Source organism: Streptomyces enissocaesilis (assembly GCF_039533765.1).
Taxonomy (GTDB): Bacteria; Actinomycetota; Actinomycetes; order Streptomycetales; family Streptomycetaceae; genus Streptomyces; species Streptomyces enissocaesilis.
Genome location: NZ_BAAAUD010000042.1, coordinates 14,158 through 39,863 on the forward strand (window position 1 = coordinate 14,158; position 25,706 = coordinate 39,863).

The 25,706-nt window shown below is 70.7% G+C and carries 25 protein-coding genes and 1 pseudogene; 9 read left to right on the plus strand and 17 right to left on the minus strand.

Annotated features, from left to right (window positions below; genetic code table 11):
• Nucleotides 1–18: 18 nt before the first annotated feature.
• The 3 genes from ABD374_RS21650 to ABD374_RS21660 form a co-directional block, all read right to left on the minus strand.
• A complete protein-coding gene (locus tag ABD374_RS21650) occupies nucleotides 19–597 on the minus strand; it encodes a GNAT family N-acetyltransferase (RefSeq protein ID WP_344497244.1) in 579 nt (192 codons plus the stop codon).
• A gap of 128 nt (nucleotides 598–725) precedes the next feature.
• Entirely contained in the window at nucleotides 726–1,388 is a 663-nt protein-coding gene (gene msrA, locus ABD374_RS21655) for a peptide-methionine (S)-S-oxide reductase MsrA (RefSeq protein WP_344497306.1), read from the minus strand.
• A 603-nt stretch (nucleotides 1,389–1,991) separates the two neighbouring features.
• Nucleotides 1,992–3,098, minus strand: coding sequence for a hypothetical protein (locus ABD374_RS21660; protein ID WP_344497245.1), 1,107 nt, complete (start codon nucleotides 3,096–3,098; stop codon nucleotides 1,992–1,994).
• Between the two features lie 153 nt (nucleotides 3,099–3,251).
• On the opposite strand from ABD374_RS21660, the gene ABD374_RS21665 reads away from it, so the two are divergent.
• Nucleotides 3,252–4,397, plus strand: a complete 1,146-nt coding sequence (locus ABD374_RS21665; RefSeq protein ID WP_344497246.1) for a cystathionine gamma-synthase — start codon at nucleotides 3,252–3,254, stop codon at nucleotides 4,395–4,397.
• A 14-nt stretch (nucleotides 4,398–4,411) separates the two neighbouring features.
• On the opposite strand, the gene ABD374_RS21670 is transcribed toward ABD374_RS21665, so the two are convergent.
• The 3 genes from ABD374_RS21670 to ABD374_RS21680 are packed head-to-tail and all read right to left on the minus strand — an operon-like array spanning nucleotide 4,412 to nucleotide 5,783.
• Complete coding sequence (locus tag ABD374_RS21670) at nucleotides 4,412–4,663, minus strand: hypothetical protein (RefSeq protein WP_344497247.1); 252 nt, start codon at nucleotides 4,661–4,663, stop codon at nucleotides 4,412–4,414.
• Nucleotides 4,660–5,145 carry a sigma factor-like helix-turn-helix DNA-binding protein gene (locus ABD374_RS21675; protein WP_344497248.1) on the minus strand — a complete coding sequence of 162 codons (486 nt, stop codon included), beginning with the start codon at nucleotides 5,143–5,145 and terminating at the stop codon, nucleotides 4,660–4,662. The genes ABD374_RS21670 and ABD374_RS21675 overlap by 4 nt, the downstream gene beginning before the upstream one ends.
• Nucleotides 5,146–5,177: 32 nt before the next feature.
• On the minus strand, nucleotides 5,178–5,783 hold the full coding sequence (locus ABD374_RS21680; protein ID WP_344497249.1) for a MarR family winged helix-turn-helix transcriptional regulator: 606 nt from the start codon (nucleotides 5,781–5,783) through the stop codon (nucleotides 5,178–5,180).
• Between the two features lie 146 nt (nucleotides 5,784–5,929).
• Here ABD374_RS21680 and ilvA point away from each other — a divergent pair, with 146 nt between their 5' ends.
• The 3 genes from ilvA (at nucleotide 5,930) to ABD374_RS21695 (ending at nucleotide 9,132) form a co-directional block, all read left to right on the plus strand.
• On the plus strand, nucleotides 5,930–7,159 hold the full coding sequence (gene ilvA / locus ABD374_RS21685) for a threonine ammonia-lyase (protein WP_344497250.1): 1,230 nt from the start codon (nucleotides 5,930–5,932) through the stop codon (nucleotides 7,157–7,159).
• Between the two features lie 144 nt (nucleotides 7,160–7,303).
• Nucleotides 7,304–8,275, plus strand: a complete 972-nt coding sequence (locus ABD374_RS21690; RefSeq protein WP_344497251.1) for an ATP-binding cassette domain-containing protein — start codon at nucleotides 7,304–7,306, stop codon at nucleotides 8,273–8,275.
• Nucleotides 8,272–9,132 (plus strand): ABC transporter permease, encoded by an 861-nt coding sequence (locus ABD374_RS21695; RefSeq protein ID WP_425577298.1) that lies wholly within the window; start codon nucleotides 8,272–8,274, stop codon nucleotides 9,130–9,132. The genes ABD374_RS21690 and ABD374_RS21695 overlap by 4 nt, the downstream gene beginning before the upstream one ends.
• A gap of 63 nt (nucleotides 9,133–9,195) precedes the next feature.
• Here the strand turns inward: ABD374_RS21695 and greA are convergent, their stop codons facing one another.
• Nucleotides 9,196–9,693, minus strand: coding sequence for a transcription elongation factor GreA (greA, locus tag ABD374_RS21700; RefSeq protein ID WP_344497253.1), 498 nt, complete (start codon nucleotides 9,691–9,693; stop codon nucleotides 9,196–9,198).
• 146 nt (nucleotides 9,694–9,839) lie between these two features.
• On the minus strand, nucleotides 9,840–10,283 hold the full coding sequence (locus tag ABD374_RS21705; protein ID WP_344497254.1) for a DUF4307 domain-containing protein: 444 nt from the start codon (nucleotides 10,281–10,283) through the stop codon (nucleotides 9,840–9,842).
• 97 nt (nucleotides 10,284–10,380) lie between these two features.
• On the opposite strand from ABD374_RS21705, the gene mca reads away from it, so the two are divergent.
• Nucleotides 10,381–11,262 (plus strand): mycothiol conjugate amidase Mca, encoded by an 882-nt coding sequence (gene mca / locus ABD374_RS21710; protein ID WP_344497255.1) that lies wholly within the window; start codon nucleotides 10,381–10,383, stop codon nucleotides 11,260–11,262.
• Nucleotides 11,255–11,560 carry a hypothetical protein gene (locus ABD374_RS21715; RefSeq protein WP_425577299.1) on the plus strand — a complete coding sequence of 102 codons (306 nt, stop codon included), beginning with the start codon at nucleotides 11,255–11,257 and terminating at the stop codon, nucleotides 11,558–11,560. Before mca ends, ABD374_RS21715 begins: the two co-directional genes overlap by 8 nt.
• Before the next feature lie 527 nt (nucleotides 11,561–12,087).
• On the opposite strand, the gene ABD374_RS21720 is transcribed toward ABD374_RS21715, so the two are convergent.
• The 5 genes and pseudogenes from ABD374_RS21720 to ABD374_RS21740 all read right to left on the minus strand — a co-directional run bounded on the left by ABD374_RS21720 (nucleotide 12,088) and on the right by ABD374_RS21740 (nucleotide 17,566).
• The gene (locus tag ABD374_RS21720; RefSeq protein ID WP_344497257.1) at nucleotides 12,088–12,621 is read right to left on the minus strand and encodes a hypothetical protein; all 534 of its coding nucleotides are present in this window, start codon (nucleotides 12,619–12,621) and stop codon (nucleotides 12,088–12,090) included.
• A gap of 26 nt (nucleotides 12,622–12,647) precedes the next feature.
• Nucleotides 12,648–14,630 carry a hypothetical protein gene (locus ABD374_RS21725; RefSeq protein ID WP_344497258.1) on the minus strand — a complete coding sequence of 661 codons (1,983 nt, stop codon included), beginning with the start codon at nucleotides 14,628–14,630 and terminating at the stop codon, nucleotides 12,648–12,650.
• Nucleotides 14,627–15,790 carry a 5'-methylthioadenosine/S-adenosylhomocysteine nucleosidase family protein gene (locus ABD374_RS21730; RefSeq protein ID WP_344497259.1) on the minus strand — a complete coding sequence of 388 codons (1,164 nt, stop codon included), beginning with the start codon at nucleotides 15,788–15,790 and terminating at the stop codon, nucleotides 14,627–14,629. The genes ABD374_RS21725 and ABD374_RS21730 overlap by 4 nt, the downstream gene beginning before the upstream one ends.
• Nucleotides 15,791–16,534 carry an NUDIX hydrolase gene (locus tag ABD374_RS21735; RefSeq protein WP_344497260.1) on the minus strand — a complete coding sequence of 248 codons (744 nt, stop codon included), beginning with the start codon at nucleotides 16,532–16,534 and terminating at the stop codon, nucleotides 15,791–15,793.
• A gap of 466 nt (nucleotides 16,535–17,000) precedes the next feature.
• A pseudogene (locus tag ABD374_RS21740) lies at nucleotides 17,001–17,566 on the minus strand (Uma2 family endonuclease).
• Nucleotides 17,567–17,794: 228 nt separating this feature from the next.
• On the opposite strand from ABD374_RS21740, the gene ABD374_RS21745 reads away from it, so the two are divergent.
• On the plus strand, nucleotides 17,795–19,822 hold the full coding sequence (locus ABD374_RS21745) for a thioredoxin domain-containing protein (protein WP_344497261.1): 2,028 nt from the start codon (nucleotides 17,795–17,797) through the stop codon (nucleotides 19,820–19,822).
• A gap of 195 nt (nucleotides 19,823–20,017) precedes the next feature.
• Here the strand turns inward: ABD374_RS21745 and ABD374_RS21750 are convergent, their stop codons facing one another.
• Nucleotides 20,018–20,644 carry a TetR/AcrR family transcriptional regulator gene (locus ABD374_RS21750; protein ID WP_486388632.1) on the minus strand — a complete coding sequence of 209 codons (627 nt, stop codon included), beginning with the start codon at nucleotides 20,642–20,644 and terminating at the stop codon, nucleotides 20,018–20,020.
• Nucleotides 20,645–20,766: 122 nt separating this feature from the next.
• Between ABD374_RS21750 and ABD374_RS21755 the strand changes: the two genes are divergently transcribed.
• Nucleotides 20,767–20,979, plus strand: a complete 213-nt coding sequence (locus ABD374_RS21755; RefSeq protein WP_344497263.1) for a hypothetical protein — start codon at nucleotides 20,767–20,769, stop codon at nucleotides 20,977–20,979.
• Here ABD374_RS21755 and trhA read toward each other — a convergent pair.
• The gene (gene trhA / locus ABD374_RS21760; RefSeq protein ID WP_344497264.1) at nucleotides 20,956–21,666 is read right to left on the minus strand and encodes a PAQR family membrane homeostasis protein TrhA; all 711 of its coding nucleotides are present in this window, start codon (nucleotides 21,664–21,666) and stop codon (nucleotides 20,956–20,958) included. The two genes, ABD374_RS21755 and trhA, sit on opposite strands and share 24 nt — an antisense overlap.
• A 220-nt stretch (nucleotides 21,667–21,886) precedes the next feature.
• Between trhA and ABD374_RS21765 the strand changes: the two genes are divergently transcribed.
• Nucleotides 21,887–23,761 carry a phosphoenolpyruvate carboxykinase (GTP) gene (locus tag ABD374_RS21765; protein ID WP_344497265.1) on the plus strand — a complete coding sequence of 625 codons (1,875 nt, stop codon included), beginning with the start codon at nucleotides 21,887–21,889 and terminating at the stop codon, nucleotides 23,759–23,761.
• A gap of 219 nt (nucleotides 23,762–23,980) precedes the next feature.
• Here ABD374_RS21765 and ABD374_RS21770 read toward each other — a convergent pair whose 3' ends face one another.
• Both ABD374_RS21770 and ABD374_RS21775 read right to left on the minus strand, forming a co-directional pair.
• Entirely contained in the window at nucleotides 23,981–24,370 is a 390-nt protein-coding gene (locus tag ABD374_RS21770) for an SCO4983 family protein (protein WP_344497266.1), read from the minus strand.
• A gap of 80 nt (nucleotides 24,371–24,450) precedes the next feature.
• Nucleotides 24,451–25,662 (minus strand): pyridoxal phosphate-dependent aminotransferase, encoded by a 1,212-nt coding sequence (locus tag ABD374_RS21775; protein WP_344497267.1) that lies wholly within the window; start codon nucleotides 25,660–25,662, stop codon nucleotides 24,451–24,453.
• Nucleotides 25,663–25,706: the final 44 nt, after the last annotated feature.

A 25,706-nucleotide genomic window follows, 5' to 3' on the forward strand; every position in this document is an offset into this window, starting at 1 on the left:
GCCGCCCCCGGCTGCCCGCTACGGGCGGCCGGCGTCGCCGCGGCCGTTCCACCGGCTCCGCTCCAGGGCGTACTCGACGTCCCCGTGCTCCCAGCCGTCGATCCTGTCGGGCCACTCCCCGTACCACCGGCGTACGAAGACGAGCCCCGCCTTCTCCATCACGCGCCGCGAGCGGGAGTTGACGTACATGGTGTCCGCGGTGACCCTCTGCACGCCGAAGTCGGTGAACCCCTTGCGGATCAGGGCGCGGGCTCCCTCGGTGGCGTAACCGCGCCCCCAGGCGGACCGCCCCAGCCGGTACCCGAGCTCGACGGCATCGGCGCAGTCGTCCGCCGGCGGCCGGAACTCGAACCAGCCGAGGAACGCGCCGGTCGCCTTCTCCTCGGCGGCCCAGAACCCGCGGGTCCCGATGCACGGGTGATCGTGCGTCAGCCGCGGAAGCACCCGCTCGACGACGTGCGCGCGGGAGGTGGGCCGCCCGCCGTTGACGAAGCGCATGACTTCGGGGTCGCTGTCGAGCCGGACCAGCCGCTCGACGTCGTCGTCCTCGCCGAACGGCCGCAGTACGAGCCGCTCGGTCTCCAGGAAGGTGCGCATTCCCCGATGCTCGCGCCTGCCGCCGCCGGCCGCCAACGAATAAACGAAGGACGGAGCGGGAACGGCGGCGGGCCCGAGCGGCCGGCGGGCAGCGCCTCCGGCGTCGCCGCCGCGGCCGGCCGGGGGGCTCAGCCGTCGGCCTTCGCGACGCCGATCGGGCAGGAGACGCCCGTCCCGCCGATGCCGCAGTAGCCCGCCGGGTTCTTGTCGAGGTACTGCTGGTGGTACGGCTCGGCCGGCCAGAACGGGCGGGTGTCGGCCGGGAGGATCTCCGTGGTGATCGTGGAGTGGCCGGAGTACGTGAGGACCTTCTGGTACGCCTCGCGGGAGGCCTCCGCCGCCGCGGCCTGGGCGGGGGAGTGGGTGTAGATCGCCGAGCGGTACTGCGTGCCCACGTCGTTGCCCTGGCGGAAGCCCTGGGTCGGGTCGTGGTTCTCCCAGAAGACCTTCAGCAGCTGCTCGTACGAGACGACCGACGGGTCGAAGACGACGCGCACCGCCTCCGTGTGGCCCGTCAGGCCCGAGCAGGCCTCCTCGTACGCCGGGTTCTCGGTGTAGCCGCCCTGGTAGCCGACGAGCGTCGTCCAGACGCCCTCCGTCCGCCAGAACGTGCGCTCCGCGCCCCAGAAACAGCCCATGCCGAAGTCCGCGGTCTCCAGGCCGTCCGGATACGGGCCCACGAGCGGGTTGCCGAGGACCGTGTGGCGGGAGGGGAGCTCGAACTCGGGGGCCGGGCGGCCCTTCAGGGCCTGCTCGGGGGTGGGGAGCTGGGGGGTACGGCCGAACAGCATGAGTCGGTCTCCTTCACGGGGGCGTGGGGCGTGGGGCGCGGGGAGCGGCACCGGGATCAACGCTCCGGCGCCGCCCGGAATTCCGCGTCGGCCGGCCGCCGCCGTGGCGGCCACGCCTGCGACGCGCAGCTCGCAGTACGACGCCGCCGGGTCGCCCCGGTGGCGCCACGGCAGGGCGTCGGCATGGCCGTCGACGAGGCCGTCGACGAGGCGGAACTGTTCGACGGCGGCCTCGTCGCGGTCCTGGAGGGACAGGTAGTACGCCAGCAGGTGGCGGACCTCCGGCAGGCGCGGGTGGTCCGGGCCGGCCGGGGCCGCGTCGGCCGGCGCGTGCATCCCGGGCGTGCGGTCGGCGTCCGTGGAGTCCGACTCGTCGTGCTCGAAGTGCGCGATCAGCGGGAACGCCGTCATCAGGCTGCCCGGCGGAGCGTTTCGCGCCGCCTGCGCGGCGAACGCGCGGGCCGGCTCCTCCGAGCCGCGCCACTTCCCGCACCCGTACCGGAGCGCCGAGAAGGGGCCTCGTAGTGGTGCGGGGCGCGCTCGGTGACCTCCTGGCGGATGCCGGCCGGGCAGGGCGGAGGCGCTGCCCGCGAGGACGGGGCGTCAGTGGGGCAGCGTCGCCGGGCTGCCGCCGTTCGCCTCGTACCCGGCGACCGCCAGCGCCCGGTACACCGCGTAGTCCGCCGCCGGGTCGGGGCTGTGCGTCCAGGGCAGGGCGCCGACGTGCCCGTCCACGTGCCGCAACTGGTTCATCGCCTCGGACCAGCGTTCGGCGCGTACGAGGAAGAGGACCAGCAGGTGGCGCACGTGCGCCAGCATCGGGTCGTCGGGCCGTGCGGCGTGCACCGCGTAGAGCGCGCCCTCCATCGCCCTCGACACGACCGCGCTCTGGTAGAAGCCGTTCACGAGATTGACCTCGGGCAGGTGCTCGTACACCGCGAACAGGGGCAGCGCCGCGAGCAGCGACCCCTGCGGGGCGCGGGCGGCGGCCGCGGTGGCGAAGGCGTCGGCGGCCTCGCGCGAGCCGTGCCACTTCTCGCTGCGGTAGCTCAGCGCGGCGAGGTGCGCGCCCATGTGGTCCGGCGCGCGGTCCAGGACCTTCGCCCACAGCTGGTCGAACTCCGGCTCGGAGTAGGCCAGTCCGCGCGCGACGGCGAGCTCGGTGATGCAGGGGACGGGGTCGCCCGGCGCCAGCAGCGCCGCCTCGCCGCACACCGTACGGGCCTCCTCCAGGATGATCCGGAAGTCGTCGGTGCCCGGCGTCGACGTGCGCCACGCCTGCTGCACCAGGAACTCGGCGTGCACCTGCGCGCCGCCCGCGTCCTTCGGCGAATCCGCCCGCCATGCCCGCAGCCAGCGCCCGCCCTCGCCGGGCCGGCCCGCCAGTTCCAGCGACGCGGCCCCGGCGAAGGCCTGCACGCGCTGCCAGCGCACCTCGCCCTCCCCGGGCGTCCCGGCCAGCAGCTGCGCGGCGGCCCGCCAGTCCTGGGAGCGCTGCACCACTTCGAGTACGTCCTCCAGGTCCTGGTCCGGGCCCGGCATGCGGACGTCGAGCAGTTCCTGGCGTACGAAGCCGTAGTCGGCCGGGTCGGCGGCGTCGGGGGAGCCGGGCGCGACGAGGCGGATGCCGCCGCCGCGCCTGCGCAGTACCACGGGGCCGATGACCGCCGCCAGCATGCACAGGGCGATCAGGAACCAGAGAATCTCCATGGCTCCATTGTCCCGGACGCTCGCGGACGCTCACGGGCACTCCCGGACGCCGGCGGGACGGGACAGGGAAGGGACAGAAAAGGGACCGGGACGGGACCGGGACGGACCCGAATGCAGCCGGGGCGCGGGCGCCGACGAACTACCCTCGTTCCCATGAGCGACCAGCACAGTTTCGAGACCCTCGCGATCCACGCCGGCAACACCGCGGACCCCCTCACGGGCGCGGTCGTCCCGCCGATCTACCAGGTGTCCACGTACAAGCAGGACGGCGTGGGCGGACTGCGCGGCGGCTACGAGTACAGCCGCAGCGCCAACCCGACCCGCACCGCGCTGGAGGAGAACCTCGCGGCGCTCGAAGGCGGCAGCCTCGGGCTGGCCTTCGCGTCGGGCCTGGCGGCGGAGGACTGCCTGCTGCGGACCCTGCTGAGCCCCGGCGACCACGTGGTCATCCCGAACGACGCGTACGGCGGCACCTTCCGGCTCTTCGCCAAGGTCGTCTCCCGGTGGGGCGTGACCTTCTCGGTCGCGAACACCTCCGACCCCGCGGCGGTACGGGCCGCCCTCACCCCGAAGACCAAGGTCATCTGGGTCGAGACGCCCTCCAACCCGCTCCTGGGCATCAGTGACATCGAGGCGCTCGCGGGCGTCGCGCGCGCGGCCGGTGTGCGCCTGGTCGTCGACAACACCTTCGCGAGCCCCTACCTCCAGCAGCCGCTCGCGCTCGGCGCGGACGTCGTGGTGCACTCGACGACGAAGTACATGGGCGGGCACTCGGACGTCGTCGGCGGCGCGCTGATCGTGAGCGACGCGGCGCTGGGCGAGGAGCTGACGTACCACCAGAACGCGATGGGCGCGGTCGCCGGGCCGTTCGACGCGTGGCTCGTGCTGCGCGGCATCAAGACGCTGGCGGTGCGGATGGACCGGCACAGCGAGAACGCCACGCGCGTCGCGGACATGCTGACCCGCCACCCCCGGGTCAGCCAGGTCCTGTACCCGGGGCTGCCGGAGCACCCGGGCCACGAGACCGCGGCCAAGCAGATGAAGGCGTTCGGCGGCATGGTGTCGTTCCGCGTCGACGGCGGCGAGGAGGCGGCGGTCGAGGTCTGCAACCGCGCGCGGCTCTTCACGCTGGGCGAGTCGCTGGGCGGCGTCGAGTCGCTGATCGAGCACCCGGGCCGGATGACGCACGCGTCGGCGGCGGGGTCCGCGCTGGAGGTTCCGGCGGACCTGGTGCGGCTGTCGGTGGGCATCGAGTCGGGCGACGACCTGCTGGCCGACCTGAAGCAGATGCTGGGCTGAGGCGCCGCGGCGGGCTAGAAGCCCTCCAGGGGCGGTGTCACCTCCGTGGGCGGCGCCACCCACGGCTGCTCCACCGACGCCCACACCGCGAACGCCACCGCCGCCACCACGAGCAGCAGCCACAGCAGCCGCCGCACGCGCCGCCGCCGTCGCAGGACGCGTGCGCCGCGTGCGGCGGCGCGCGGGCCGAGGTCCGCGGGGACCGGCGGGTGCGCTCCCTCCAGCATCCGCCGGACCTCGTCCTGCTTGCGGTCGGGGAAGCTCACGGGGGCGTCGCCGCCTTCGGTACCGGCCCGGCCGGCGCGGGCGGCCGGCTGCGCATCGCCGCCACCGCGCGCGTGCAGATCGCCCGGACCCGCTGCGCGGAGAGGCCGAGCTGCGCCGCGGCCTGCTCCTCGGTGACGCCCTCGTACAGGCGCAGGACCAGGACCAGCCGCTCCTGCGGGGTCAGCCGCGCCAGGACCCCGTCCCCGGTGCGGGGCCCGCGGCGGTGCCACGCGGTGCGCGCGAAACGGGTCGCGAGTTCCTGGCGGGTGTGCTCGTACGGGTCCTCGCCGCGCAGCCGTTCCCAGGCCGCGTACGTACGGGAGAGCGCGGCCGTCAGCAGCCGCCGGGCCCGCGGGTTGTCCTCCCGGGGCTCGGCCGTCAGCAGTGTCGCGGCATGCAGCAGCCGTCCTGCCGCGCCCGCGACGAACGCCTCGAACTCACGGGTCCTGCGGCGGTGCCGGACCGCCTGCCGCTCTCGCACGCCCTCATATCAGGGCAGGAGAAGGCCCCGGGTCAAGAGGCCGGAGGCACCTCGGATCCGGCTGCGGGCCCGGCCTCGAATCCGGCTGCGGGCCCTGCCCCGGACCCGGTCACGGTCAAGGTCCCGGCCTCGGCGCCGCTCCCGGGGCCGGCTTCCGCCCCCGCCGCGCTCTGGCGCGCGGACAGCGCGGAGTTGAAGCGCGTGAGGAGCGTGCAGAAGGAGTCACGTTCCTCCTGGGTCCAGCCCTCGGTCACCTGCGCCATCAGTTCGCGCCGCGACGACCGCACCTCGTCGAGCCGCGCCTGGCCGCGCGGGGACAGCTGGAGCACGACCGCGCGGCCGTCCTCCGGGTGCGACGTGCGCTTGACCAGGCCCGTGTCGACGAGCGGCGCGACCTGCCTGGTCACGGTCGAGGAGTCGATCCCCATGCCCGCGGCCAGTGCCTTGACGCCCATCGGGCCCTCCCGGTCGAGCCGGTTGAGCAGCAGGTAGGCCGCGCGGTCCATGGAGTTGCGGACCTGGCCCACTCCGCCGAGCCGGGTCTGCTCGGCACGGCGGGCGAAGACGGCCACCTGGTGCTGGAGGGCATCGAGGAGGCCGGTGTCCGGATCAGTCGTCATGTCCTGGGAAATGGGCATGGCTGGGGGCTCTCTTCGTGCGGCGGTCGGTGTGGTGGGGGACAGAGTACGCGGGTGGCAGCGGACGCGTACCGGCGCTGCGGGAAACGGTGGCGGGGCCCGGGCCCGGACCGTCCCGTGGCGGGTGAGCTGCCAGACTTGCCGTCATGAGCTTCAGTACGCCCGACCCCTTGCGCACCCTCCTCCTCGACGACATCCGCGGGGCGCAGAAGATGCTCTCCGGTGTGGCGCGGGCCACGGCGATGGAGGGCAGCCGGTACCTGTCGCACCTGGTCGGCTCCCCGGTCCACCTGAAGTGCGAGAACCTCCAGCGGACCGGTTCGTTCAAGCTGCGCGGCGCGTACGTACGGATCGCCGGACTGTCCCCGGAGCAGCGCGCGGCGGGAGTGGTCGCCGCCAGTGCGGGCAACCACGCGCAGGGCGTCGCCCTGGCCTCGACCCTGCTCGGCGTACGGTCCACGGTCTTCATGCCGCTCGGGGCGCCCCTGCCGAAGGTCGCGGCGACCCGGGAGTACGGCGCGGAGGTGCGCCTGCACGGGCAGGTCGTCGACGAGACGCTGGCCGCCGCGGAGGAGTACGCCGACACGACGGGCGCGGCCTTCATCCACCCCTTCGACCACCCCGACATCGTCGCCGGGCAGGGCACCCTCGGCCTGGAGATCCTGGAGCAGTGCCCCGAGGTGCGGACGATCGTCGTCGGGGTGGGCGGCGGCGGACTGGCCGCCGGGATCGCGATCGCGGTCAAGGCGCTGCGCCCCGACGTGCGGATCATCGGCGTCCAGGCGGCGAACGCGGCGTGCTACCCGCCGTCGCTGGCGGCGGGGCGGCCGGTGTCGATCGACACGGCGCAGACGATGGCGGACGGCATCAAGGTGGGGCGTCCCGGCGACGTGCCGTTCGCGGTGATCGACCAGCTGCTCGACGGGGTCGTGACGGTTTCCGAGGACGAGCTGTCGAGTGCCCTGCTGCTCTGCCTGGAGCGGGCCAAGATGGTCGTCGAGCCGGCCGGGGCGAGCCCGGTCGCGGCCCTGCTGAGCAAGCCGGACACGTTCGAGGGGCCGGTGGTCGCGGTGCTGTCGGGCGGCAACGTCGACCCGCTGCTGATGCAGCGCATCCTGCGGCACGGCATGGCGGCGGCGGGCCGGTACCTGTCGCTGCGGCTGCGTCTGACGGACCGGCCCGGGGCCCTGGCCACGCTCCTGGGGGCGCTGTCGGTGGTGGACGTCAACGTCCTGGACGTGGGTCATGTACGGACCGACCCGCGGCTCGGGCTCACGGAGGCCGAGGTGGAGCTGCACCTGGAGACGAAGGGGCCCGAGCACTGCTCGGAGATCGGGGCGGTGCTGCGGGAGGCGGGGTACACGGTTCTGCCGTAGGAGGCGCAAGGGTTGCGCAAAACCCTCCCCCGACGCGATGTATCGCGTTATGGTGTGCCGTGCGTCACTGTTTCGTCGCGCACGAAAAGTGCGGCAAACCTAGGATTCGCGTAGGAAATCACCGGAAACCATGGGGGACCCCTTATGCCAGGCGCCATCTACGCCGAAGGTCTGGTCAAGACCTTCGGCGACGTGAAGGCCCTCGACGGTGTCGACCTCGACGTGCCGGAAGGCACGGTCCTGGGCCTGCTCGGCCCCAACGGCGCCGGCAAGACCACCGCCGTGCGCGTCCTGACCACCCTCCTGCGGCCCGACAGCGGAACGGCGGTCGTCGCGGGCATCGACGTCCTCAAGCACCCCAACGAAGTGCGCCGCTCCATCGGGCTGTCCGGCCAGTTCGCCGCCGTCGACGAGTACCTCACCGGGCGCGAGAACCTCCAGATGGTCGGCAGGCTCTACCAGATGTCCGCGAAGGCGTCGAAGGTACGGGCGGCCGAGCTGCTGGAGCGCTTCAACCTGGCCGACGCCGCCGACCGCACGGCCAAGACGTACTCCGGCGGCATGCGCCGCCGCCTCGACCTCGCCGCCGCGCTGGTCGTCTCCCCGCCCGTGATGTTCATGGACGAGCCGACGACCGGACTCGACCCGCGCAACCGCCAGCAGCTGTGGGAGGTCATCCAGGAACTGGTCGCGGGCGGTACGACGCTCCTGCTCACCACCCAGTACCTCGAGGAGGCCGACCACCTCGCCCACAACGTCTGCGTCATCGACCACGGCCGTGTCATCGCACGCGGCACCTCCGACGAGCTCAAGGCCCAGACCGGCGGGGAGCGCATCGAGGTCGTCGTGCACGACCCCGAGCACCTCACCACCGCCGACGAGGTACTGCGCGCCTTCGGCAAGGGCGCGAGCAAGACCGAGCGGCACACCCGCAGGATCACCGTCCCGGTCACCGGCGGCGCCAAGCTGCTCGCCGAGGTCATCCGCGAGCTGGACACCCGCGGGGTCGAGATCGACGACATCGGACTGCGCAGGCCGACCCTCGACGACGTGTTCATCTCCCTGACCGGCCACGCGGCCGAGGCCGCCGAGGAAGAAGCGGAGGCTGCCAAGTGAGCGTCATGACGGACACCACACCCGGTACCCGGGCCCCGAGGCCGACCGGCGGCCTCTCCCAGTCGGTCACCGACTCGCTCGTCATCGCCAAGCGGAATCTGATCCGGATGGCCCGGATCCCCGAGATGGTCATCTTCGGGCTGATCCAGCCCATCATGTTCGTGGTGCTGTTCACCTACGTGTTCGGCGGCTCCATCCAGGTCGGCGGGTCCACCTCCGCCGCGGCGTACCGCGAGTTCCTGATGGCGGGCATCTTCGCCCAGACCGTCACCTTCGCGACCGCCGGCGCGGGCGCGGGCATCGCGGACGACATGCACAAGGGCCTGATCGACCGCTTCCGGTCGCTGCCCATGGCCCGCGGGGCCGTCCTCACCGGCCGTACCCTCGCCGACCTCGTGCAGACCGCGCTCACCCTGGTGGTGCTGGCGATCGTCGCCCTCGTCGTCGGCTGGCGCGTCCACGAGAACATCGGCAAGGTCCTGGCCGGCTTCCTGCTGCTGCTCCTGCTCGGCTACGCCTTCTCCTGGATCGGCGCCCTGATCGGCCTCTCCGTCCGGACTCCGGAGGCGGCGACGTCCGGCGGGCTGATCTGGCTCTTCCCGCTCACGTTCATCTCGAACGCCTTCGTCGACGCGAACCAGATGCCGGCGTTCCTGCGGCACATCGCCGAGTGGAACCCCTTCAGCGCCACCGTGCAGGCCTGCCGCGAACTCTTCGGCAACCTGCCGCCCGGCTTCCAGGCATCCGACGCCTGGCCCATGCAGAACCCGGTCCTCGCCTCGGTGCTGTGGTCGCTGCTGATCCTGGTGGTCTTCCGCACCCTCGCGGTCCGCAAGTACCGCTCGGCGTCGGTCTGACCGTACGGACGCACGAAGCCCCCGGCCGGGGCATCCCGGCCGGGGGCTTCGGCTCTCTCCCGCTCAGCCCTGGTACGGCGTGGCTTCGAGGATCTTCACCGAAGCCTTCTTGCCGTTCGGCAGTTCGTACTGCGCGTCCTCGCCGACCTTCTTGCCCATCACGCCGGTGCCCAGGGGGGACTGCGGCGAGTAGGTCTCGATGTCGGAGCTCGCGTACTCACGGGACGCGAGCAGGAACGTCGTCGTGTCGTCCTCGTCACCGTCGAAGGCGATCTTGACGACCATGCCGGGGGCCACGACGCCGCTGGTCGTGGGGGCCTCGCCGACCTTCGCGTTCTCCAGGAGCTGGGTCAGCTGGCGCACACGGAGCTCCTGCTTGCCCTGCTCCTCCTTGGCCGCGTGGTACCCGCCGTTCTCCCGCAGGTCCCCCTCTTCGCGGGCAGCCGCGATCTTGCCGGCGATCTCCGTGCGTGCGGGACCCGACAGGTACTCCAGCTCGGCCTTGAGCTGGTCGTACGCCTCCTGGGTCAGCCAGGTGACGCTCTCGCTGGTCTGGGTCACAGGTGCTCCTCGTCGGTACTGGGAATACAAAGCAAGCATCGCCCTCCCCAGAAGGATGTGCCTCCAGGGGCGGGCGAAACCACGAGCCTAACAATTCAGGCGGAAAAGGGGGAGGAAGAAAACGGCCGGACGGGCGTCGGGGCAGGTCAGCCCGCGGAACCGCCGTCCGCGGAGCAGCCTGTCAGCTCGGTGCTCGTCGCCCTGGACGTCGTACGCACGGTGTAGATCTCGTCGGTGCGCCCGGCGCCCGACGCGTCGATACGGACGTCCCTGCGGCCCACTTCGGTGCCGTCCTCCGCGAGGGAGCGCAGCGTGCAGGTGCCGGCCGCGTCCGCCTGCTTGCGCACTTCGAGATGGACCTTGACCTCGGAGTCCGAGACGGTGTCGAACTTGATCAGCTCGGCGCTGATCTTCTGGCCCGCGACGTAGTCGTAGCCGAACCAGCCGACCATCGCCACGAGCGCGGCGCCCAGCACGGCGCCCACGATCTTGAGCTTGCGGTCCGCGCGCTCGTCCGCCGAGCGGCCGTAACGGCCTTCGGGAAGCCGGGCGGCGGAACCGCTGACCTGGCCGTCGCGCACCGTGGTCATGATCGTTCCTCCTGGGTCGGGGTCTCCGGAATTTTCCGCCCCTCGATTCGGTCACTATAGAAGCCGCTTATTGCGCCGAATCACTGAGGATCGAGTCTTGACTGAGCAGCTGCGACTGATGGCCGTTCACGCCCACCCCGACGACGAGTCGAGCAAGGGTGCGGCGACCATGGCCAAGTATGTGTCCGAGGGGGTGGACGTGCTGGTCGTGACCTGCACGGGAGGCGAGCGCGGCTCCATCCTGAATCCGAAGCTCCAGGGCGACAGATACATCGAGGAGAACATCCACGAGGTCCGCAGGAAGGAGATGGACGAGGCCCGCGAGATCCTCGGCGTCCGCCAGGAGTGGCTGGGCTTCGTCGACTCCGGCCTCCCGGAGGGCGACCCGCTGCCGCCGCTGCCGCAGGGCTGCTTCGCGCTGGAGGACGTCGACGTGGCGGCGGGCCGGCTGGTGAGGTCGATCCGCTCGTTCCGCCCGCAGGTCATCACGACGTACGACGAGAACGGCGGCTACCCGCACCCCGACCACATCATGACCCACAAGATCACGATGGTGGCGTTCGAGGGGGCCGCGGACACCGGGAAGTTCCCGGAGGCGGAGTTCGGCCCGGCCTACCAGCCGCAGAAGCTCTACTACAACCAGGGCTTCAACCGGCCGCGCACCGTCGCGCTCCACGAGGCGCTGATCGAGCGCGGCATGGAGTCGCCGTACGGTGAGTGGCTGGAGCGCTGGAAGGAGTTCCAGCGCGCCGAGCGCACGCTGACCACGTACGTTCCGTGTGCGGACTTCTTCGAGATCCGCGACAAGGCGCTGATCGCGCACGCCACGCAGATCGACCCCGACGGCGGCTGGTTCCGCGTCCCGATGGACATCCAGCGGGAGGTCTGGCCGACGGAGGAGTACGAGCTGGCCAAGTCGCTCGTCGATACGTCCCTCCCCGAGAGCGACCTGTTTGCGGGCATCCGCGACAATGTCTGACGTGAACGTAACCCTGGCAATGACGCAGTTCGTGCCGCTCGCCGCGGACAAGTTCGACAAGAACAAGGTGACCCCGGGCGTTCTGGGGTTCCTGGTGTTCGCGGCGCTGGCCGTCGGCGTGTGGATGCTGATGAAGTCGATGAACCGCCACATGGGACGGGTCGACTTCGAGGAGGCGCCGGATCCGGCGGCGGAGCGGGAGAAGGCCGCCGCCCCGGCTTCCGCTTCCGGCTCCGCCCCGGCGCCCTCCCCGGCCCCGGAGGACGGTCCCGCGGGGGGCCGGCCCAAGGACGCGTAGGGCGGGGGCGGGCCCCGGACCCCGGACGCCCTTCGGGCGTGTCCTCGACCGCCGGGCGGGCCGGATTTTCCGGCCCGCCCGGCGATCGAGGGCCGGAGGCCGGGGCGGAACCCTTCACGCGGCGGAGCCGCACGATCATGCGGGAGGACGCCCAGCGGCAGGGCAAGCACTACGGCTTCAAGGACGTGCTGCTGATCGCCGAGGTGGTGTCGGTCTCCTGTACACAAGGACTACGACGACTGCACCGTGAAGTACGGCCGCTACGGCATCCCCGTCTACCCGGTGGTGGGCCCGTGCGCCAGGGAGGTCGCCGCCACACCCAGCCCACCGGCTCCGGCTGCATCGCCGCCCACACGCACAAGTACGGCTCGGTCAACTGCCCATCAAACTGGCCGGCGGACGGACCTAGACCCTTGACCTGGACGAACTGCCCGGGCCTGAGTCGGACGCCTGCTGACTGTACAGCGGAGTTCGGCTCACACCCCGCGGCCGGAGGTGTCGTACACGTGCCTGGCGAGGGCCTGGTACTACCACTCTGTACGGCGCAGGAACTGCCAACCCAGTACGGCCAGGGCGAGCGTCTGCCCGAGAGAAGCGAGCATGAGCACGGGCTGAACTACGGGGAAGCACCAGAACGCGGTCGTGCAGACCATGGGCAGGACCAGGTACGTGAACAGGTCCACCGCAGTCTGAAGCCGCTTGCGCATGGTGCGGCCCGCGACGTTGCGGTGGTAGATCTCCCAGCCGAACACTGCGCCGTGGGCGGAGGTGAGTTCCCCCAGGCGCGGTCCCAGCCGGTCGCGGACGTAGCAGCCGATTGCCGAAATTTTCTCGTCGTTGACCAGGTAGGTCCAGCCCAGGATCAGACAGATCGCGGGGACGGATAGCAGCAGTCGGGACTGTCCGCTCTGGGCGGTGATCGCCACGACCGCAGTGGCTGCGGCGAGCGTGAAGTAGAGCAGGTTGTCGCGGAACCCTATGCGGGTCTTCTGTTCCTCCTTGAGGCGGTCGTACTCGGCCAGCAGGATCTTGCTCTCGGTGACGTCATCCGTGGAGGTCACAGGCACTCCTTTGCTCGAGTTCAGGATCAGCCGGCGATCTGGAAGGGCGCCAGGCTGTCGGGGCCGCGCCGTTCGATCCAGCTCTTCCCGTCCGCCGCGATCCCCTCCAGGAGGCGGAAGGTGTGGGTGGAGCCGGCTGCGCTGAGGTTGATCTCGGAGATTTCCTGGGAATTCTCGGTCGGCGCCAGTTGATGGGCGTCGGCGTCCTTGACGCGGATCTTCCTGGCCTGTCCGTTGGCGAGGACGAGCTCCAGGTCGTAACCGACGTCGGCGTTCTCCGTCACCTGCACGGAGGTCAACGCGTCGAACCGGTAGTTGCTCCGCTGCTCGTTCCTGCGCGTTGCGTCGGAGAAGTTGAACTCGGAGCTGATCTCGCGGATGCCGTACTGGGTGAAAAGGAACAGGCGGAACACGTAGTGCGAGTACCGCCATGGGCCGCCTCGGACCCGGCCACGCTTGTAGGAAGGACCCGGGGCCACCAGGATGGTGTGGGTGATCAGGTCGCGCCAGGTGAGCCGGTGGTGCCGGAGCGCCTCATCGACGAACGAAGTCTTGTCGCAGGCGAGCCAGGTCTCCATCTCCAGTTCGCTGGGGCGCGTCTCGTCCAGGAACGACCGCCAGCGCTGGTAGGCGATCTGTCGTCCGGTCAGCTGTTCGAGGTACTCCTGGGTCTCCCGGTCCAGCCGGTGCTCTTCACGCCGAACCTCCAGCCATCGGGAAGCGGTCGCGTGCCCGGACCAGGCCGCACCGAGCACGGCCAGGAACGCCCACAGGGGCCGCGGTTGGGCGGCACCGGTGACCGCCGTGCCGAACGCGGCCAGAGCCGCGACGCCGAGAACGGCGAGGGCCGCCACGGTCAGGGCCTTTGTCCTGCCCGAAGCCTGGTCCTGGCGGTGCCGATCGAACAGGGTGCCGTTGTTGTGGCGATTTCGGGCGTCCTCGGCGAGGTACCGGATCAGCCAGTCGACCCGCTCCACACCGATTCGACTCTCCCGGTAGAGGTCTGCGATCTCGGCGGCGAGGCTGCTGCGGATCTGAACCGTGTGGGCGAGCCAGGCATCCGAAGTGAACCCGTGGGGCCTGCGAACGCTGAAGTAGTGATCGAACGAATGACGGACGCGTTTGGTGAACCCGTCCTCGGCGACGGCGGGATCGCGCGGGTGCGGGACGTGGGCCTCGGCCGTGAGGCCTGGCTTGGGCTCCCGGCCCCACCACCGGACGCCGAAGCGGGCCGCGGTCAGGCCCGCGCCGAGTGCCACCGGTAACTCGACGATCGCTTGGGCCGGATCCGCGATCAGTGCCAGGGCCCAGAGGAGCGCACTGCTGATGACGAACAGGACCGCCCGGACAGGGAGGGCCGCCTTGGCGGCGGCAGCGGTGCTCGGGCGGGGCCGAACGGCCCGCGCCCCGATGGGGGCGGGTGCGAAGTAGGCCCAGACCCGCTGGACCCGGTCGTTGCCGAAGCGCTCCGCCCTGGCCCGTCCGAGGGTCTCCGCCCACAGGTCGTCCTTCAGCCCTCCGGTGAGTATGACGTCGAGGTGGCGGAGGATCGCGTCGTGCTGGCGGAGCGGCAGGTCCTGCAGCTGCTTCAGCACGGGGCCGGTCTCGCTGCCGGTGGTGCTGAGTACCGCCAACAGGTCGAAAGTGACGCGCAGGGCTTCCTTCCACTCGTCCTCGGCGTAGGTCCGCACGAGCCTGGAGGCGTAGCGCAGCCGCTCGACCTCTTCGGTGGTCAGGTCGTGGTGGGTGCGTGCGCTGAGCATGGCGAGCACCCAGTGGAAACGAACCTCCGTGCCGTCGTGCCCGTGGACGATCGCATCAGTGATCATTTCGCGGGCCCGGCTGGGGACGCCGTCCTCCAGGAGCCGTACGCCGACCCGGTACTTCTCCTGCGGCGAGGCGTCCGGGTGGACGAAGTAGATGGTGGAGTCGTGTACGGTCTCGGCCTGGATCCCGATGGTGGAGTTGTACGCGGCCGAGCTGTAGGCGGCACCGTCGTTGTGGCTCATGCCAGGCCACCGGCCGCAGCAATCATGGGAGCCAACGTGGCCACCAGCGCGGGGCACTCCGCGACCAGTCCGCGCAGCCTCTTGAGCGTCATGAGCGTCCGCTTCGACGATTCAGGGGTGCGCTCCCCTGCCGACCGGAGGGCGGAGTCCAGATCGGTCAGGGCTTCCTGGTAGCTGTCCTCGTCGAGGACGCCCTCGGTGCGGTGCCACCCCAGCTGATCGCGGAAACCGTTCAGTTCCGTGATCAGGGCCGTCGGGCCGGATGCCTTCGAGGCCGCGTTCATGTGGACACTGCTGCCCGTGACTGAGCTGGCCATGATGCCGACGGTGCTGTTGTGGACGGTGTTGCTGACGCGCCGGTCGAACCGGTCGGCCGAACGGGCCCTGTCGTCCTGGGGCATTGCCGCCTCCTCCTGCTCGCCCACCAGTTCCACTGCCAACCGGATGGCGAACGCCGCCGCATTCGCCGCGGCCCGCGGCTGCCAGTTGCGGTCCTCCGAACTGTTCTTCGTGCCGTCCGCCCGGTCGCTGATCCCCCGGACGATGGCCACTGGCGCTCCGCTGAGATGGCCGGCCTGGGCCACACCGGCCGCCTCCATCTCAATGGCGAGCGCGTCGTTGTAGTGCTGCCGGATCCACTTCGCCTCGGCCGAGATTCTCGAGTTCTGGACGATCTCGCCGGCGGCGATCGCCCCGAAACGCACCTGCGGTCCGTCCTCGTGACCGGGTGTGGGGTCCGCCCAGTCGTTCAAACGGGCCAGGTGCGAGGCGAGCTGGCTGATGCCGTGCGGCGCTTCCCACACCCGGGGACGGGCTTTGAGCCCGTCGTCCTCGCTGGTCCCGCCGTGATAGGCGTACACGTGTGACGCCATCACCACGTCACCCAGCCTGGTGGCATCCCACAGGGCGCCGGCGACCCCGACGAACAGCACGGCCACCGGCGAGAACTCCTGGATCGCACGTTCGGCGATCACCGCGGCGGAATGGTTCCCCTTGTTCGTCAGGCCGAGCGCGACGCGGCACGATGTGCCCCGTGCGGTTCCCACCTCGAACCGGGTACCGCGCTCATGGCGATGCACCAGAAGATCCGCCAACCTCTGGCGTACGGACTGATATTCAAGATTGAGGGCGGTGAGAATCACCACTGGGCCCTTCGGCATTTACTCCTCTTCCCCTCTCGTGTTCTCTTCCGTCGCAGATGGCGCGGGTCGGATCAGCGGTGGGAACAACACGGTTGTCGGGCCGGCCCGGTACAGCCGTGCGGGCCGTCCTCCCGTGGTCCTGCGGTCCGTGCCGACGGGAACGATGAATCCCTTCGCGGCTTGGACCTTCCGATAGAAATTGCGGGTGTCGAGTGTGGTGCCCCAGACGGCCTCGTACACCTGCTGCAGCTCTGCGATGGTGAAGCTCTCTCCGCAGAACGCGGTGGCCAGTGCCGAGAATTCGATCTTGGTGCGTGCGCGTTCGATGCCGTCCGCGGCGATTCGGTGGTGGTCGAAGGCGAGGGTCGCCTCGCCGGACAGGACGGCTTCTGCGGGAATCCACGCGGCATCGGTGGCATCCGTCCCCGCGACAGGGTCGGGCAGCCCCGGTGCGATCGCCAGGTGAGCGACGGAGATGACTCGGCCCCGCGGGTCGCGGCCCGATCTTCCGTATACGGCCAGCTGTTCAAGGTGTACCCAGCCGGAGCTCAGGGCTGTTTCCTCACTCAGTTCGCGGTGGGCGGCGTCCAGGATCTCCTCGCCATCGTGGCTCAGGAAGCCTCCGGGCAGCGCGAGCATGCCCCGGAAGGGATCTTCGCCCCGCTCCACCAGGAGGACGTGCAGACGGCTCTCGCGCAGTGTCAGGATCACGAGATCGACCGTCAGCAGGACAGAAGGTGGTGACCATACGTCATCTTGCATGTCATGCAAGGTAGTTCAGTTACTGTCACTTGCACAAGAAGTGGGGCGTTGGGATCGACGCACCGCTCGACCTCATGGCCGTGGCGCGTATGGAGGATCAGCTGGTGGTCGAACATGTCAGCTCGTACCCGCCTGCAGTGCCACGGTTTTCCAGCCCGCGACTGGCGCGCTCGTGGCGTCGATGGCAAAGCGGGGCAGTCGTGGCCCGTTCGCGTCGATGAGCCGCAACCGGATGCCGAGACCTGAGTCGGTTTCGTAGGTAGATGCCCCGTTTGGTGCGATCTTCCGTCAACGTGACCTTGATCAGTGCCTGACCGGGCACGGCTGAACGATCGCTTACGAGCTGGCATGGCATCCGCAGGTGGTGCATCGGGCCCGGGGGTGGGGAATGTTCCGATCGGTCCGCGAACAACAACTGTCCGGGCGCTACCGGTCGGCTGTCGAAAGCGGGGAGACCTCTCCGTCCTTACATGACCCCAAGATCGACCGTGATGGAGAGAGGCGCGGTGGCCTTCACCGTGCCGGTGAACATCTCGCCGTCCCTGTAAGCCTTGGTGGCGGGGTCGAGGACGTACGTATAGACGATCGGGACATCGGTGGCGGCCTGCTCGACCCGCCAGTAGAAGGGGATGCCGGCCTTGGCGTACTGGTCCGCCTTCACGATCCGGTCAGTTGTTTCCGAACCGGGCGACACGATCTCGAGGACCAGGAGCACGTGCTCGGGTCGGGTGGGCGTGAGGTCGATGGTCCCCGCCCGGTAGACGATGACGTCCGGACGACGGTTGGTGAGCGGAACGTCCTGCAGGCGGACGTCGAAGTCCGTGTCTGCGTTCCAGTCCGGGCCCGCGGCGGCGTCCAGAGCATTGGCCAGGATCCGAGCCGGCCGGTTGTGCCGTTTGGGGGCGCGCGGGCCACGACGACCATCCCGTCCACGATCTCGATGCCGGCGCACTGCTCCTCGGACCAGGAGTCGTACTGTTCCGCGCTGATCTGCGCATGCATCCACGCGGGCGCCACCATCTCGGCGGTCATGGTGTACCTCCTCCGAGGAGCCTCGGCAGGTCCGGCGCTGCTGCGCTCAGCCTACGGTTCCGAGGTGTCGGGCCGCCCGGGCCGGGGAATGCCGGGAAGGGTTTGACGCTGACTCGGAGGAGAAGGCGCTGCCCACCACGTGATGGCCCACACGTGCAATTCGGCCGGGCGGGGCGGGCTCGTGAGGGTTTCGTCGGTCGCGCGAGGCGCTGTGAGAGGCTGGGACGTATGAACCGGTTGGCTGGTATGACCTCGCCTTATCTGCTTCAGCACGCCGACAATCCGGTCGACTGGTGGCCGTGGGGGCCCGAGGCGTTCGAGGAGGCGAAACGCCGCGATGTACCCGTGCTGCTGTCGGTCGGATACTCTGCGTGTCACTGGTGCCACGTCATGGCGCATGAATCCTTCGAGGACGAGCCGACCGCCGCCTACCTCAACGAGCACTTCGTCAACGTCAAGGTCGACCGCGAGGAGCGGCCGGACGTGGACGCCGTGTACATGGAGGCCGTGCAGGCCGCCACCGGGCAGGGCGGGTGGCCCATGACCGTCTTCCTGACCGCCGACGCCGCGCCCTTCTACTTCGGTACGTACTTCCCGCCCGAGCCCCGTCACGGCATGCCCTCCTTCCGCCAGGTGCTGGAGGGCGTCAGTGCCGCCTGGACCGGCCGGCGGGGAGAGGTCGACGAGGTCGCCGGGAAGATCGTGCGGGATCTGAGCGGGCGCTCGCTCGCGTACGGGGCGCCCGAGCTGCCGGGGGAGGAGGAGCTCGCGCAGGCGCTGCTCGCGCTGACGCGGGACTACGACGCCACGCACGCCGGATTCGGCGGGGCCCCGAAGTTCCCGCCGTCCATGGTGGTGGAGTTCCTGTTGCGGCACTACGCGCGCACCGGCTCCGAGGGAGCCCTCCAGATGGCCGCCGACACCTGCGAGGCGATGGCGCGCGGGGGGATGTACGACCAGCTCGCCGGCGGTTTCGCGCGCTACTCGGTCGACCGCGAATGGGTCGTGCCGCACTTCGAGAAGATGCTGTACGACAACGCGCTGCTGTGCCGGGTCTACGCCCGTCTGTGGCGGGCCACCGGATCGGATCTGGCGCGGCGGGTGGCGCTGGAGACCGCGGACTTCCTGGTGGGCGAACTGCGGACGCGGGAAGGCGGATTCGCGTCCGCGCTGGATGCGGACAGCGACGACGGCACGGGCAGGCACGTCGAGGGCGCGTACTACGTATGGACGCCGGAGCAGCTGCGCGAGGTGCTCGGCGAGCAGGACGCGCAGTTCGCCGCGCGGCTCTTCGGGGTGACGGAGGAGGGGACGTTCGAGGAAGGGGCGTCCGTGCTCCAGCTCCCCGTGGGGCCCGCGGGGGAGGGGGCGGCGGACGAGGCGCGGGTGGCCGATGTCCGGGCGCGGCTGCTCGCGGCACGCGCGAAGCGGGAGCGGCCCGGACGGGACGACAAGGTCGTGGCCGCGTGGAACGGGCTCGCGATCGCCGCGCTGGCCGAGACCGGGGCGTACTTCGACCGGCCGGACCTGGTCGAGCGGGCGACCGAGGCGGCCGATCTGCTGGTGCGGGTGCACCTGGACGAGGGGGCCCGGCTGGCCCGTACGTCCAAGGACGGGCGAGTGGGTCCGAACGCCGGTGTGCTGGAGGACTACGCGGACGTGGCGGAAGGGTTCCTCGCGCTGGCGGCGGTGTCGGGGGAGGGGGTGTGGCTGGAGTTCGCCGGGTTCCTGCTGGACATCGTCCTCGACCAGTTCGTGGGGGAGGGCGGGACGCTGTACGACACGGCTCACGACGCCGAGAAGCTGATCCGGCGCCCGCAGGACCCGACGGACAATGCGACGCCTTCCGGGTGGACGGCCGCGGCGGGCGCGCTGCTGGCGTACGCCGCGCACACGGGGTCCGAGGCGCACCGGAGCGCGGCGGAGCGGGCGCTCGGTGTGGTGAAGACCCTCGGGCCGCGTGCGCCGCGCTTCCTCGGGTGGGGCCTCGCGGTGGCCGAGGCGGCGCTGGACGGGCCGCGTGAGGTGGCGGTGGTGGGCGCGGGCGACGACCCGCTGACGAAGGAGCTGCACCGGGCCGCGCTGCTGAGCGGGGCGCCGGGGGCGGTGGTGGCGGTGGGCGAAGTGGGCAGTGACGAGTTCCCGCTGCTGGCGGACCGGGGGCCCGGCGCGTATGTGTGCCGGCACTTCGTGTGCGATGCGCCGACCTCGGACCCGGGGGTGCTGCGGGAGCGGATGGGCGAGACTTCGCGCTAGCCCCGCGCTAGCCCCTCGCGGGGCCGCGGCGTCCGCAGGCCCCGCCGGTTCCTGGGGTTCCGGCGGTCCCGGCGGTCCCGGGGCGGTGTTCCGCCCCGGACCCCGGTCCTCGAACGCCGGTCGGGCTTGGTTTTCCCCGGCGGCGGGCCCGGTGGCCCGGCCCTCAGGCGGTCCGGGCCACCGGGCCGCCCGCGGTCACAGCCGGAAGCCGTTGCCGAGGGTGTCCAGCGTGCGGTCGACGAGGCCGGCCAGGTCGTCCTGCCGGCCGTGCTCGGCCCAGTACACGGTCGTCTCCAGCAGAGCGGCGACGAATCCCATCGAGAAGACCCGCACTTCGAGGTCGTCCGCGCGCCGCCCCGTCCGCTCGGCCACGACCTCGCACAGCATGCGCCCGGTCGCGGACATGCTGTGCATCATCCGGGCGCGTACGGCGGGTACCTCGGTCAGCAGCTTCGTGCGCAGCAGCATCTCCTCGGGCTCGTGGTCGAGCGAGTGCCGCAGGGCCTGTGTCACCACGGTCCGCAGGGACTCGACGAGCGGCTCACCGGGCGGGCGGGCGCGCAGGGCCGCTTCCACGAGCGGGTCGTACTCGTCGGTGATGACGATGTCTTCCTTGGCCGGGAAGTAACGGAAGACGGTCGAGGGGGAGACCTCGGCGGCCTCGGCGATCTGCTCGACGGTGGTGGCCTCGTACCCCTGCTCGGCGATCAGCCGGTAGGTCGCGGTACGGATCGCGAGCCGCGTCTTGAGCTTCTTGCGCTCGCGCAGCCCCGGGCGGGGCGGTGCGGCGGCGGCGAAGGGGTGGGGGGTGTCGGCGGCCATGCCCGCCATTGTCGGGCATGGGCCCCGGGCCGCCCCGGCTGTCAGTGGGGCATGTCACGATGCGTGTGGGGTAGGTGTACGACGTGTGAATTCGGTCAGGTGTGCGGAAGGGGGCAGTCGGGGTGAGGGGAATCGTCAACGCGTCGGCCGCGGTGGTGGCGGCGCTGTGCGTCGTGAGTTTCCTGCTGGGCGGCGGGGCCGCGGTGCTCGGGGTGGTGCTGGCGGTGGTCGTGGTCGTGGCGTGGCAAGTGGCCGCGGCTTCGAAGCCGCGGCCACTGCGAGGAGGGCGGGTGCGGGGGCCGGGCGGGCCCTCAGGCCGAATAGGCCACCAGTGAGATGCCGATGTAGTGCGCGACGAAGGCGGCCAGGGTCAGTGAGTGGAACACCTCGTGGAACCCGAACCACCGCGGTGACGGGTTGGGGCGCTTGAGGCCGTAGATCACGCCTCCCGCGCTGTAGAGGAGGCCGCCGACGACCACCAGCACCAGTACGGTGATGCCGCCCGCGCGCATGAAGTCGGGGAGGAAGAAGACCGCGGCCCAGCCCATCGCGATGTAGCAGGGGGTGTAGAGCCAGCGCGGGGCGCCGACCCAGAAGACCCGGAAGGCGATCCCCGCGAGGGCCGCCGCCCAGACCGCCCACAGCAGCGTGCGGCCGGTGGACCCGGGCAGCAGGAGCATCGTGAGGGGCGTGTAGGTGCCCGCGATGATCAGGAAGATGTTGGCGTGGTCGAGCCTGCGCAGCACGGCCTCGCCGCGCGGGCCCCAGGTGCCGCGGTGGTAGATCGCGCTGATGCCGAAGAGCATGCAGGCGGTCAGGACGTAGATCCCGCAGGCCACGCGGGCGCGAGTCGAGTCGGCGAGGGCGATGAGCACCAGGCCGGCGACGACGACGGCGGGGAACATCCCGGCGTGCAGCCAGCCGCGCAGTTTCGGTTTGACCGGGTTCGGGAGGTCGATCTCGACAGGCCCTCGCCCGGGGCCGTCGGGGTTCGTGAGCTGATCGGACTCGGCGGAGGTCATACCCGCAATCCTACCTACGCGACCGTAGGTTACGGCCAGGTACGGGCACTCCGAGTGGCGATGCTCACGTGTGCGGCCCCCTGGACATATGGGCGGCTGGGTCGGATGATCAAATGAGTGCGGTCGGCACCGGATGAGCGCCAATGAGTCACCACGTGAAGCGTCCGGGTCGCAGCCCCCACGGGGCCTACACCTACATACCCCTCACTTAGGAGCAATCGTGGCGCGCGACAACGCGGCTCCCTCCCCCAGGCACTCCGACGAGCCTCGTGCGGGTGGGACCTCCGTCCTCCCGACGGACCACCAGGAGCTGATCTCCTGGGTCGACGAGATCGCAGCCCTCACCGAGCCGGACCAGGTCGTCTGGTGCGACGGCTCGGAGGCCGAGTACGAGCGGCTCGCCGAGGAGCTCGTCGCCAAGGGCACGTTCAGGAAGCTGGACCCGGTCAAGCGCCCGAACTCCTACTACGCCGCCTCCGACCCGAGCGACGTCGCCCGCGTCGAGGACCGCACGTTCATCTGCTCCGAGAAGGAGGAGGACGCGGGCCCGACGAACCACTGGAAGGCTCCGGCGGAGATGCGGGAGATCTTCGCCGGCGAGAAGGGCATCTTCCGCGGTTCGATGCGCGGCCGCACCCTGTACGTCGTCCCGTTCTGCATGGGCCCGCTCGGCTCACCGCTGTCCGCCATCGGCGTCGAGATCACCGACTCGGCGTACGTCGCCGTCTCCATGCGCACCATGACCCGGATGGGCCGGGCCGTCCTCGACGAGCTCGGCACCGACGGCTTCTTCGTCAAGGCCGTCCACACCCTCGGTGCCCCGCTCGCCGAGGGCGAGGCCGACGTGCCGTGGCCGTGCAACTCCACGAAGTACATCTCGCACTTCCCCGAGGACCGCGAGATCTGGTCCTACGGCTCGGGGTACGGCGGCAACGCCCTGCTCGGCAAGAAGTGCTACGCCCTGCGCATCGCGTCCGTGATGGCGCGCGACGAGGGCTGGCTGGCCGAGCACATGCTGATCCTCAAGCTCACCCCGCCGAAGGGCGAGGCGGAGTCCCCCAAGTACATCGCCGCCGCGTTCCCGTCCGCCTGCGGCAAGACCAACCTCGCCATGCTGGAGCCCACGATTCCCGGCTGGACCGTCGAGACCATCGGCGACGACATCGCCTGGATGCGGTTCGGCGAGGACGGCCAGCTGTACGCGATCAACCCCGAGGCCGGTTTCTTCGGCGTCGCGCCCGGCACCGGCGAGCACACCAACGCCAACGCCATGAAGACCATGTGGGGCAACTCCGTCTTCACCAACGTCGCGCTCACCGACGACGGCGACGTGTGGTGGGAGGGCATGACCGAGGAGGCGCCCGCGCACCTCACGGACTGGAAGGGCGACGACTGGACCCCCGGCTCCCCCACCCCCGCCGCCCACCCCAACGCGCGCTTCACCGTCCCGGCCGGCCAGTGCCCGATCATCGCGCCCGAGTGGGAGGACCCCAAGGGCGTACCGATCTCCGCGATCCTCTTCGGCGGCCGCCGCGCCACCGCCGTGCCGCTGGTGACCGAGTCCTTCGACTGGCAGCACGGCGTCTTCCTCGGTGCGAACGTCGCCTCCGAGAAGACCGCCGCCGCCGAGGGCAAGGTCGGCGAGCTGCGCCGCGACCCGTTCGCCATGCTGCCGTTCTGCGGTTACAACATGGGCGACTACATGGGCCACTGGATCAAGGTCGGCGCGGACAAGCCCGACCAGTCCAAGCTGCCCAAGATCTACTACGTCAACTGGTTCCGCAAGAACGACGCGGGCAAGTTCGTGTGGCCCGGCTTCGGCGAGAACAGCCGCGTGCTCAAGTGGATCGTCGAGCGCCTGGAGGGCAGGGCCGAGGGCGTCGAGACCCCCATCGGCATCCTGCCGGCCAAGGGCGCCCTCGACACCAAGGGCCTGGACCTCTCCGAGGAGGAGCTGGACTTCCTCCTCACCGTCGACAAGGAGGTCTGGCGCGAGGAGGCCGCCCTGGTCCCCGAGCACCTCGACACCTTCGGTGACCACACCCCGAAGGAGCTGTGGGACGAGTACCACGCGCTGGTCCGGCGCCTGGGCTGATCCCCGGCGCAAGGGCCGACTAGTCTCCGCGGCCGGGCCTTCCGACATCCGTCCTGACCTGTGGGGTCACCGGCCCGCCGCGGCACGGCCCCCGAAGCCCCCTCACGGCTTCGGGGGCCTCCTGCACGCCCGGACCGGCGCTCCCGCGGAGGCGGCCGGGCGCCGGGTCGATCGGTGGCACCCGGCCCGTACGCCGCTGAGGCACACGGGCCGGGGCCGTCAGTGGGCTCCGACGGGACGGAGTTCTTCGAGCGCGGCCGCGTGTGCGTCCATGCGCTCGGCGGAGAGGATCGCGACCGCCGTGTCGGCGCGCGAGGCGGCGACGACCAGCGCGCGGCCCGCGAGCTCGTGGGCCCGGCGGTGGAGTGCGGCCGGGGTGGCGTGGGTGAGGCCGGCGTGCCGGGCGGGCGGGGCGCCGCGCAGCCGGGCGACCTGGGAGGCGATGCGGTCGGCGGCGACGTCGAGACCCAGCTCGTCGGTGACCGCGAGAAGCGCCGCGAGGTGCCCGGCGAGCTGGATGTCCAACTCCTCCTCGCGGGAACGGTGCGGGAAGTCGGCCCGGTCCTCGTCCATGCGATGGACCGACTTGCTGCGGATCGGCTCGTACATGGGATGGCCTCCTGGCAGAGTCAGGAGACCATCCTACATTGGAATCTGTCTAAGGTTGATCCGAGTCACGCTCGTCTCGCCTAGGGTTGCGCGTATCCGTCCAGGAAGGTGCCGATCCGTGTCACCGCGTCCGCCAGGACCTCCGCCGCCGGCAGCGTCACGATGCGGAAGTGGTCGGGCTCGGGCCAGTTGAAGCCCGTACCGTGCACCACCATGATCTTCTCGGCCCGCAGCAGGTCGAGGACCATCTCCCGGTCGTCCTTGATCCGGTAGACCTTCGGGTCGAGCCGCGGGAAGAGGTAGAGCGCGCCCTTGGGCTTCACGCAGGTGACGCCCGGGATCCGGGTGAGCAGGTCGTACGCCGTGTCCCGCTGCTCCAGGATCCTGCCTCCCGGCAGCACCAGGTCCTCGATCGACTGCCGCCCGCCGAGCGCCGTCGCCACCGCGTGCTGCGACGGCATGTTGGCGCACAGGCGCATGTTGGCGAGGATCGTGAGCCCCTCGATGTACGAGGAGGCGTGCGCCTTCGGGCCGCAGACCGCCAGCCAGCCGCTGCGGTAGCCGGCGACGCGGTAGTTCTTGGACAGCCCGTTGAAGGTGAGGGTGAGCAGGTCGGGGGCGATGGCGGCGGTCGGGGTGTGCGTGGCGCCGTCGTACAGGATCCGGTCGTAGATCTCGTCGGAGCAGACGACCAGGTTGTGGCGGCGGGCGATCTCGGTCAGGGCGCGCAGCATCTCGTCGTCGTACACCGCACCCGTCGGGTTGTTCGGGTTGATGACGACGATGGCCTTGGTGCGGTCCGTGATCTTGCGCTCGATGTCGGCGAGGTCCGGCATCCAGTCGGCCTGCTCGTCGCAGAGGTAGTGCACGGCCGTACCGCCCGCGAGCGAGACGGACGCGGTCCACAGCGGATAGTCCGGCGCGGGGACGAGCACTTCGTCGCCGTCGTCGAGCAGCGCCTGCATCGACATCTGGATCAGCTCGGAGACGCCGTTGCCGAGGTAGACGTCCTCGACGTCGAGCTCGATGCCCTTGGTCTCGTAGTGCTGCACGACCGCGCGGCGCGCCGCCAGCAGCCCCTTCGCGTCGCCGTAGCCGTGCGCGCCCGAGAGGTTGCGGAGGATGTCCTCCAGGATCTCGGGCGGGCACTCGAAACCGAACGCCGCCGGGTTTCCGGTGTTGAGCTTGAGGATGCGCTGGCCCGCCGCTTCGAGCCGCATCGCCTCCTCCAGCACGGGGCCGCGGATTTCGTAACAGACGTTTGCGAGCTTCGTCGACTGGATCACCTGCATGACGGCCACCTTACGGGCGCCCGAAGGGACCCGCCCGGTGTTTT

Coding starts and splice junctions, on each gene's coding strand:
- ABD374_RS21650 (WP_344497244.1), bottom strand. CDS start 597: ATGCGCACCTTCCTGGAGACCGAGCGGCTCGTACTGCGGCCGTTCGGC.
- msrA (WP_344497306.1), bottom strand. CDS start 1,388: ATGCTGTTCGGCCGTACCCCCCAGCTCCCCACCCCCGAGCAGGCCCTG.
- ABD374_RS21660 (WP_344497245.1), bottom strand. CDS start 3,098: ATGGAGATTCTCTGGTTCCTGATCGCCCTGTGCATGCTGGCGGCGGTC.
- ABD374_RS21665 (WP_344497246.1), top strand. CDS start 3,252: ATGAGCGACCAGCACAGTTTCGAGACCCTCGCGATCCACGCCGGCAAC.
- ABD374_RS21680 (WP_344497249.1), bottom strand. CDS start 5,783: ATGCCCATTTCCCAGGACATGACGACTGATCCGGACACCGGCCTCCTC.
- ilvA (WP_344497250.1), top strand. CDS start 5,930: ATGAGCTTCAGTACGCCCGACCCCTTGCGCACCCTCCTCCTCGACGAC.
- ABD374_RS21690 (WP_344497251.1), top strand. CDS start 7,304: ATGCCAGGCGCCATCTACGCCGAAGGTCTGGTCAAGACCTTCGGCGAC.
- ABD374_RS21705 (WP_344497254.1), bottom strand. CDS start 10,283: ATGACCACGGTGCGCGACGGCCAGGTCAGCGGTTCCGCCGCCCGGCTT.
- ABD374_RS21715 (WP_425577299.1), top strand. CDS start 11,255: ATGTCTGACGTGAACGTAACCCTGGCAATGACGCAGTTCGTGCCGCTC.
- ABD374_RS21725 (WP_344497258.1), bottom strand. CDS start 14,630: ATGAGCCACAACGACGGTGCCGCCTACAGCTCGGCCGCGTACAACTCC.
- ABD374_RS21730 (WP_344497259.1), bottom strand. CDS start 15,790: ATGCCGAAGGGCCCAGTGGTGATTCTCACCGCCCTCAATCTTGAATAT.
- ABD374_RS21735 (WP_344497260.1), bottom strand. CDS start 16,534: ATGCAAGATGACGTATGGTCACCACCTTCTGTCCTGCTGACGGTCGAT.
- ABD374_RS21745 (WP_344497261.1), top strand. CDS start 17,795: ATGAACCGGTTGGCTGGTATGACCTCGCCTTATCTGCTTCAGCACGCC.
- ABD374_RS21750 (WP_486388632.1), bottom strand. CDS start 20,644: ATGGCCGCCGACACCCCCCACCCCTTCGCCGCCGCCGCACCGCCCCGC.
- trhA (WP_344497264.1), bottom strand. CDS start 21,666: ATGACCTCCGCCGAGTCCGATCAGCTCACGAACCCCGACGGCCCCGGG.
- ABD374_RS21770 (WP_344497266.1), bottom strand. CDS start 24,370: ATGTACGAGCCGATCCGCAGCAAGTCGGTCCATCGCATGGACGAGGAC.
- ABD374_RS21775 (WP_344497267.1), bottom strand. CDS start 25,662: ATGCAGGTGATCCAGTCGACGAAGCTCGCAAACGTCTGTTACGAAATC.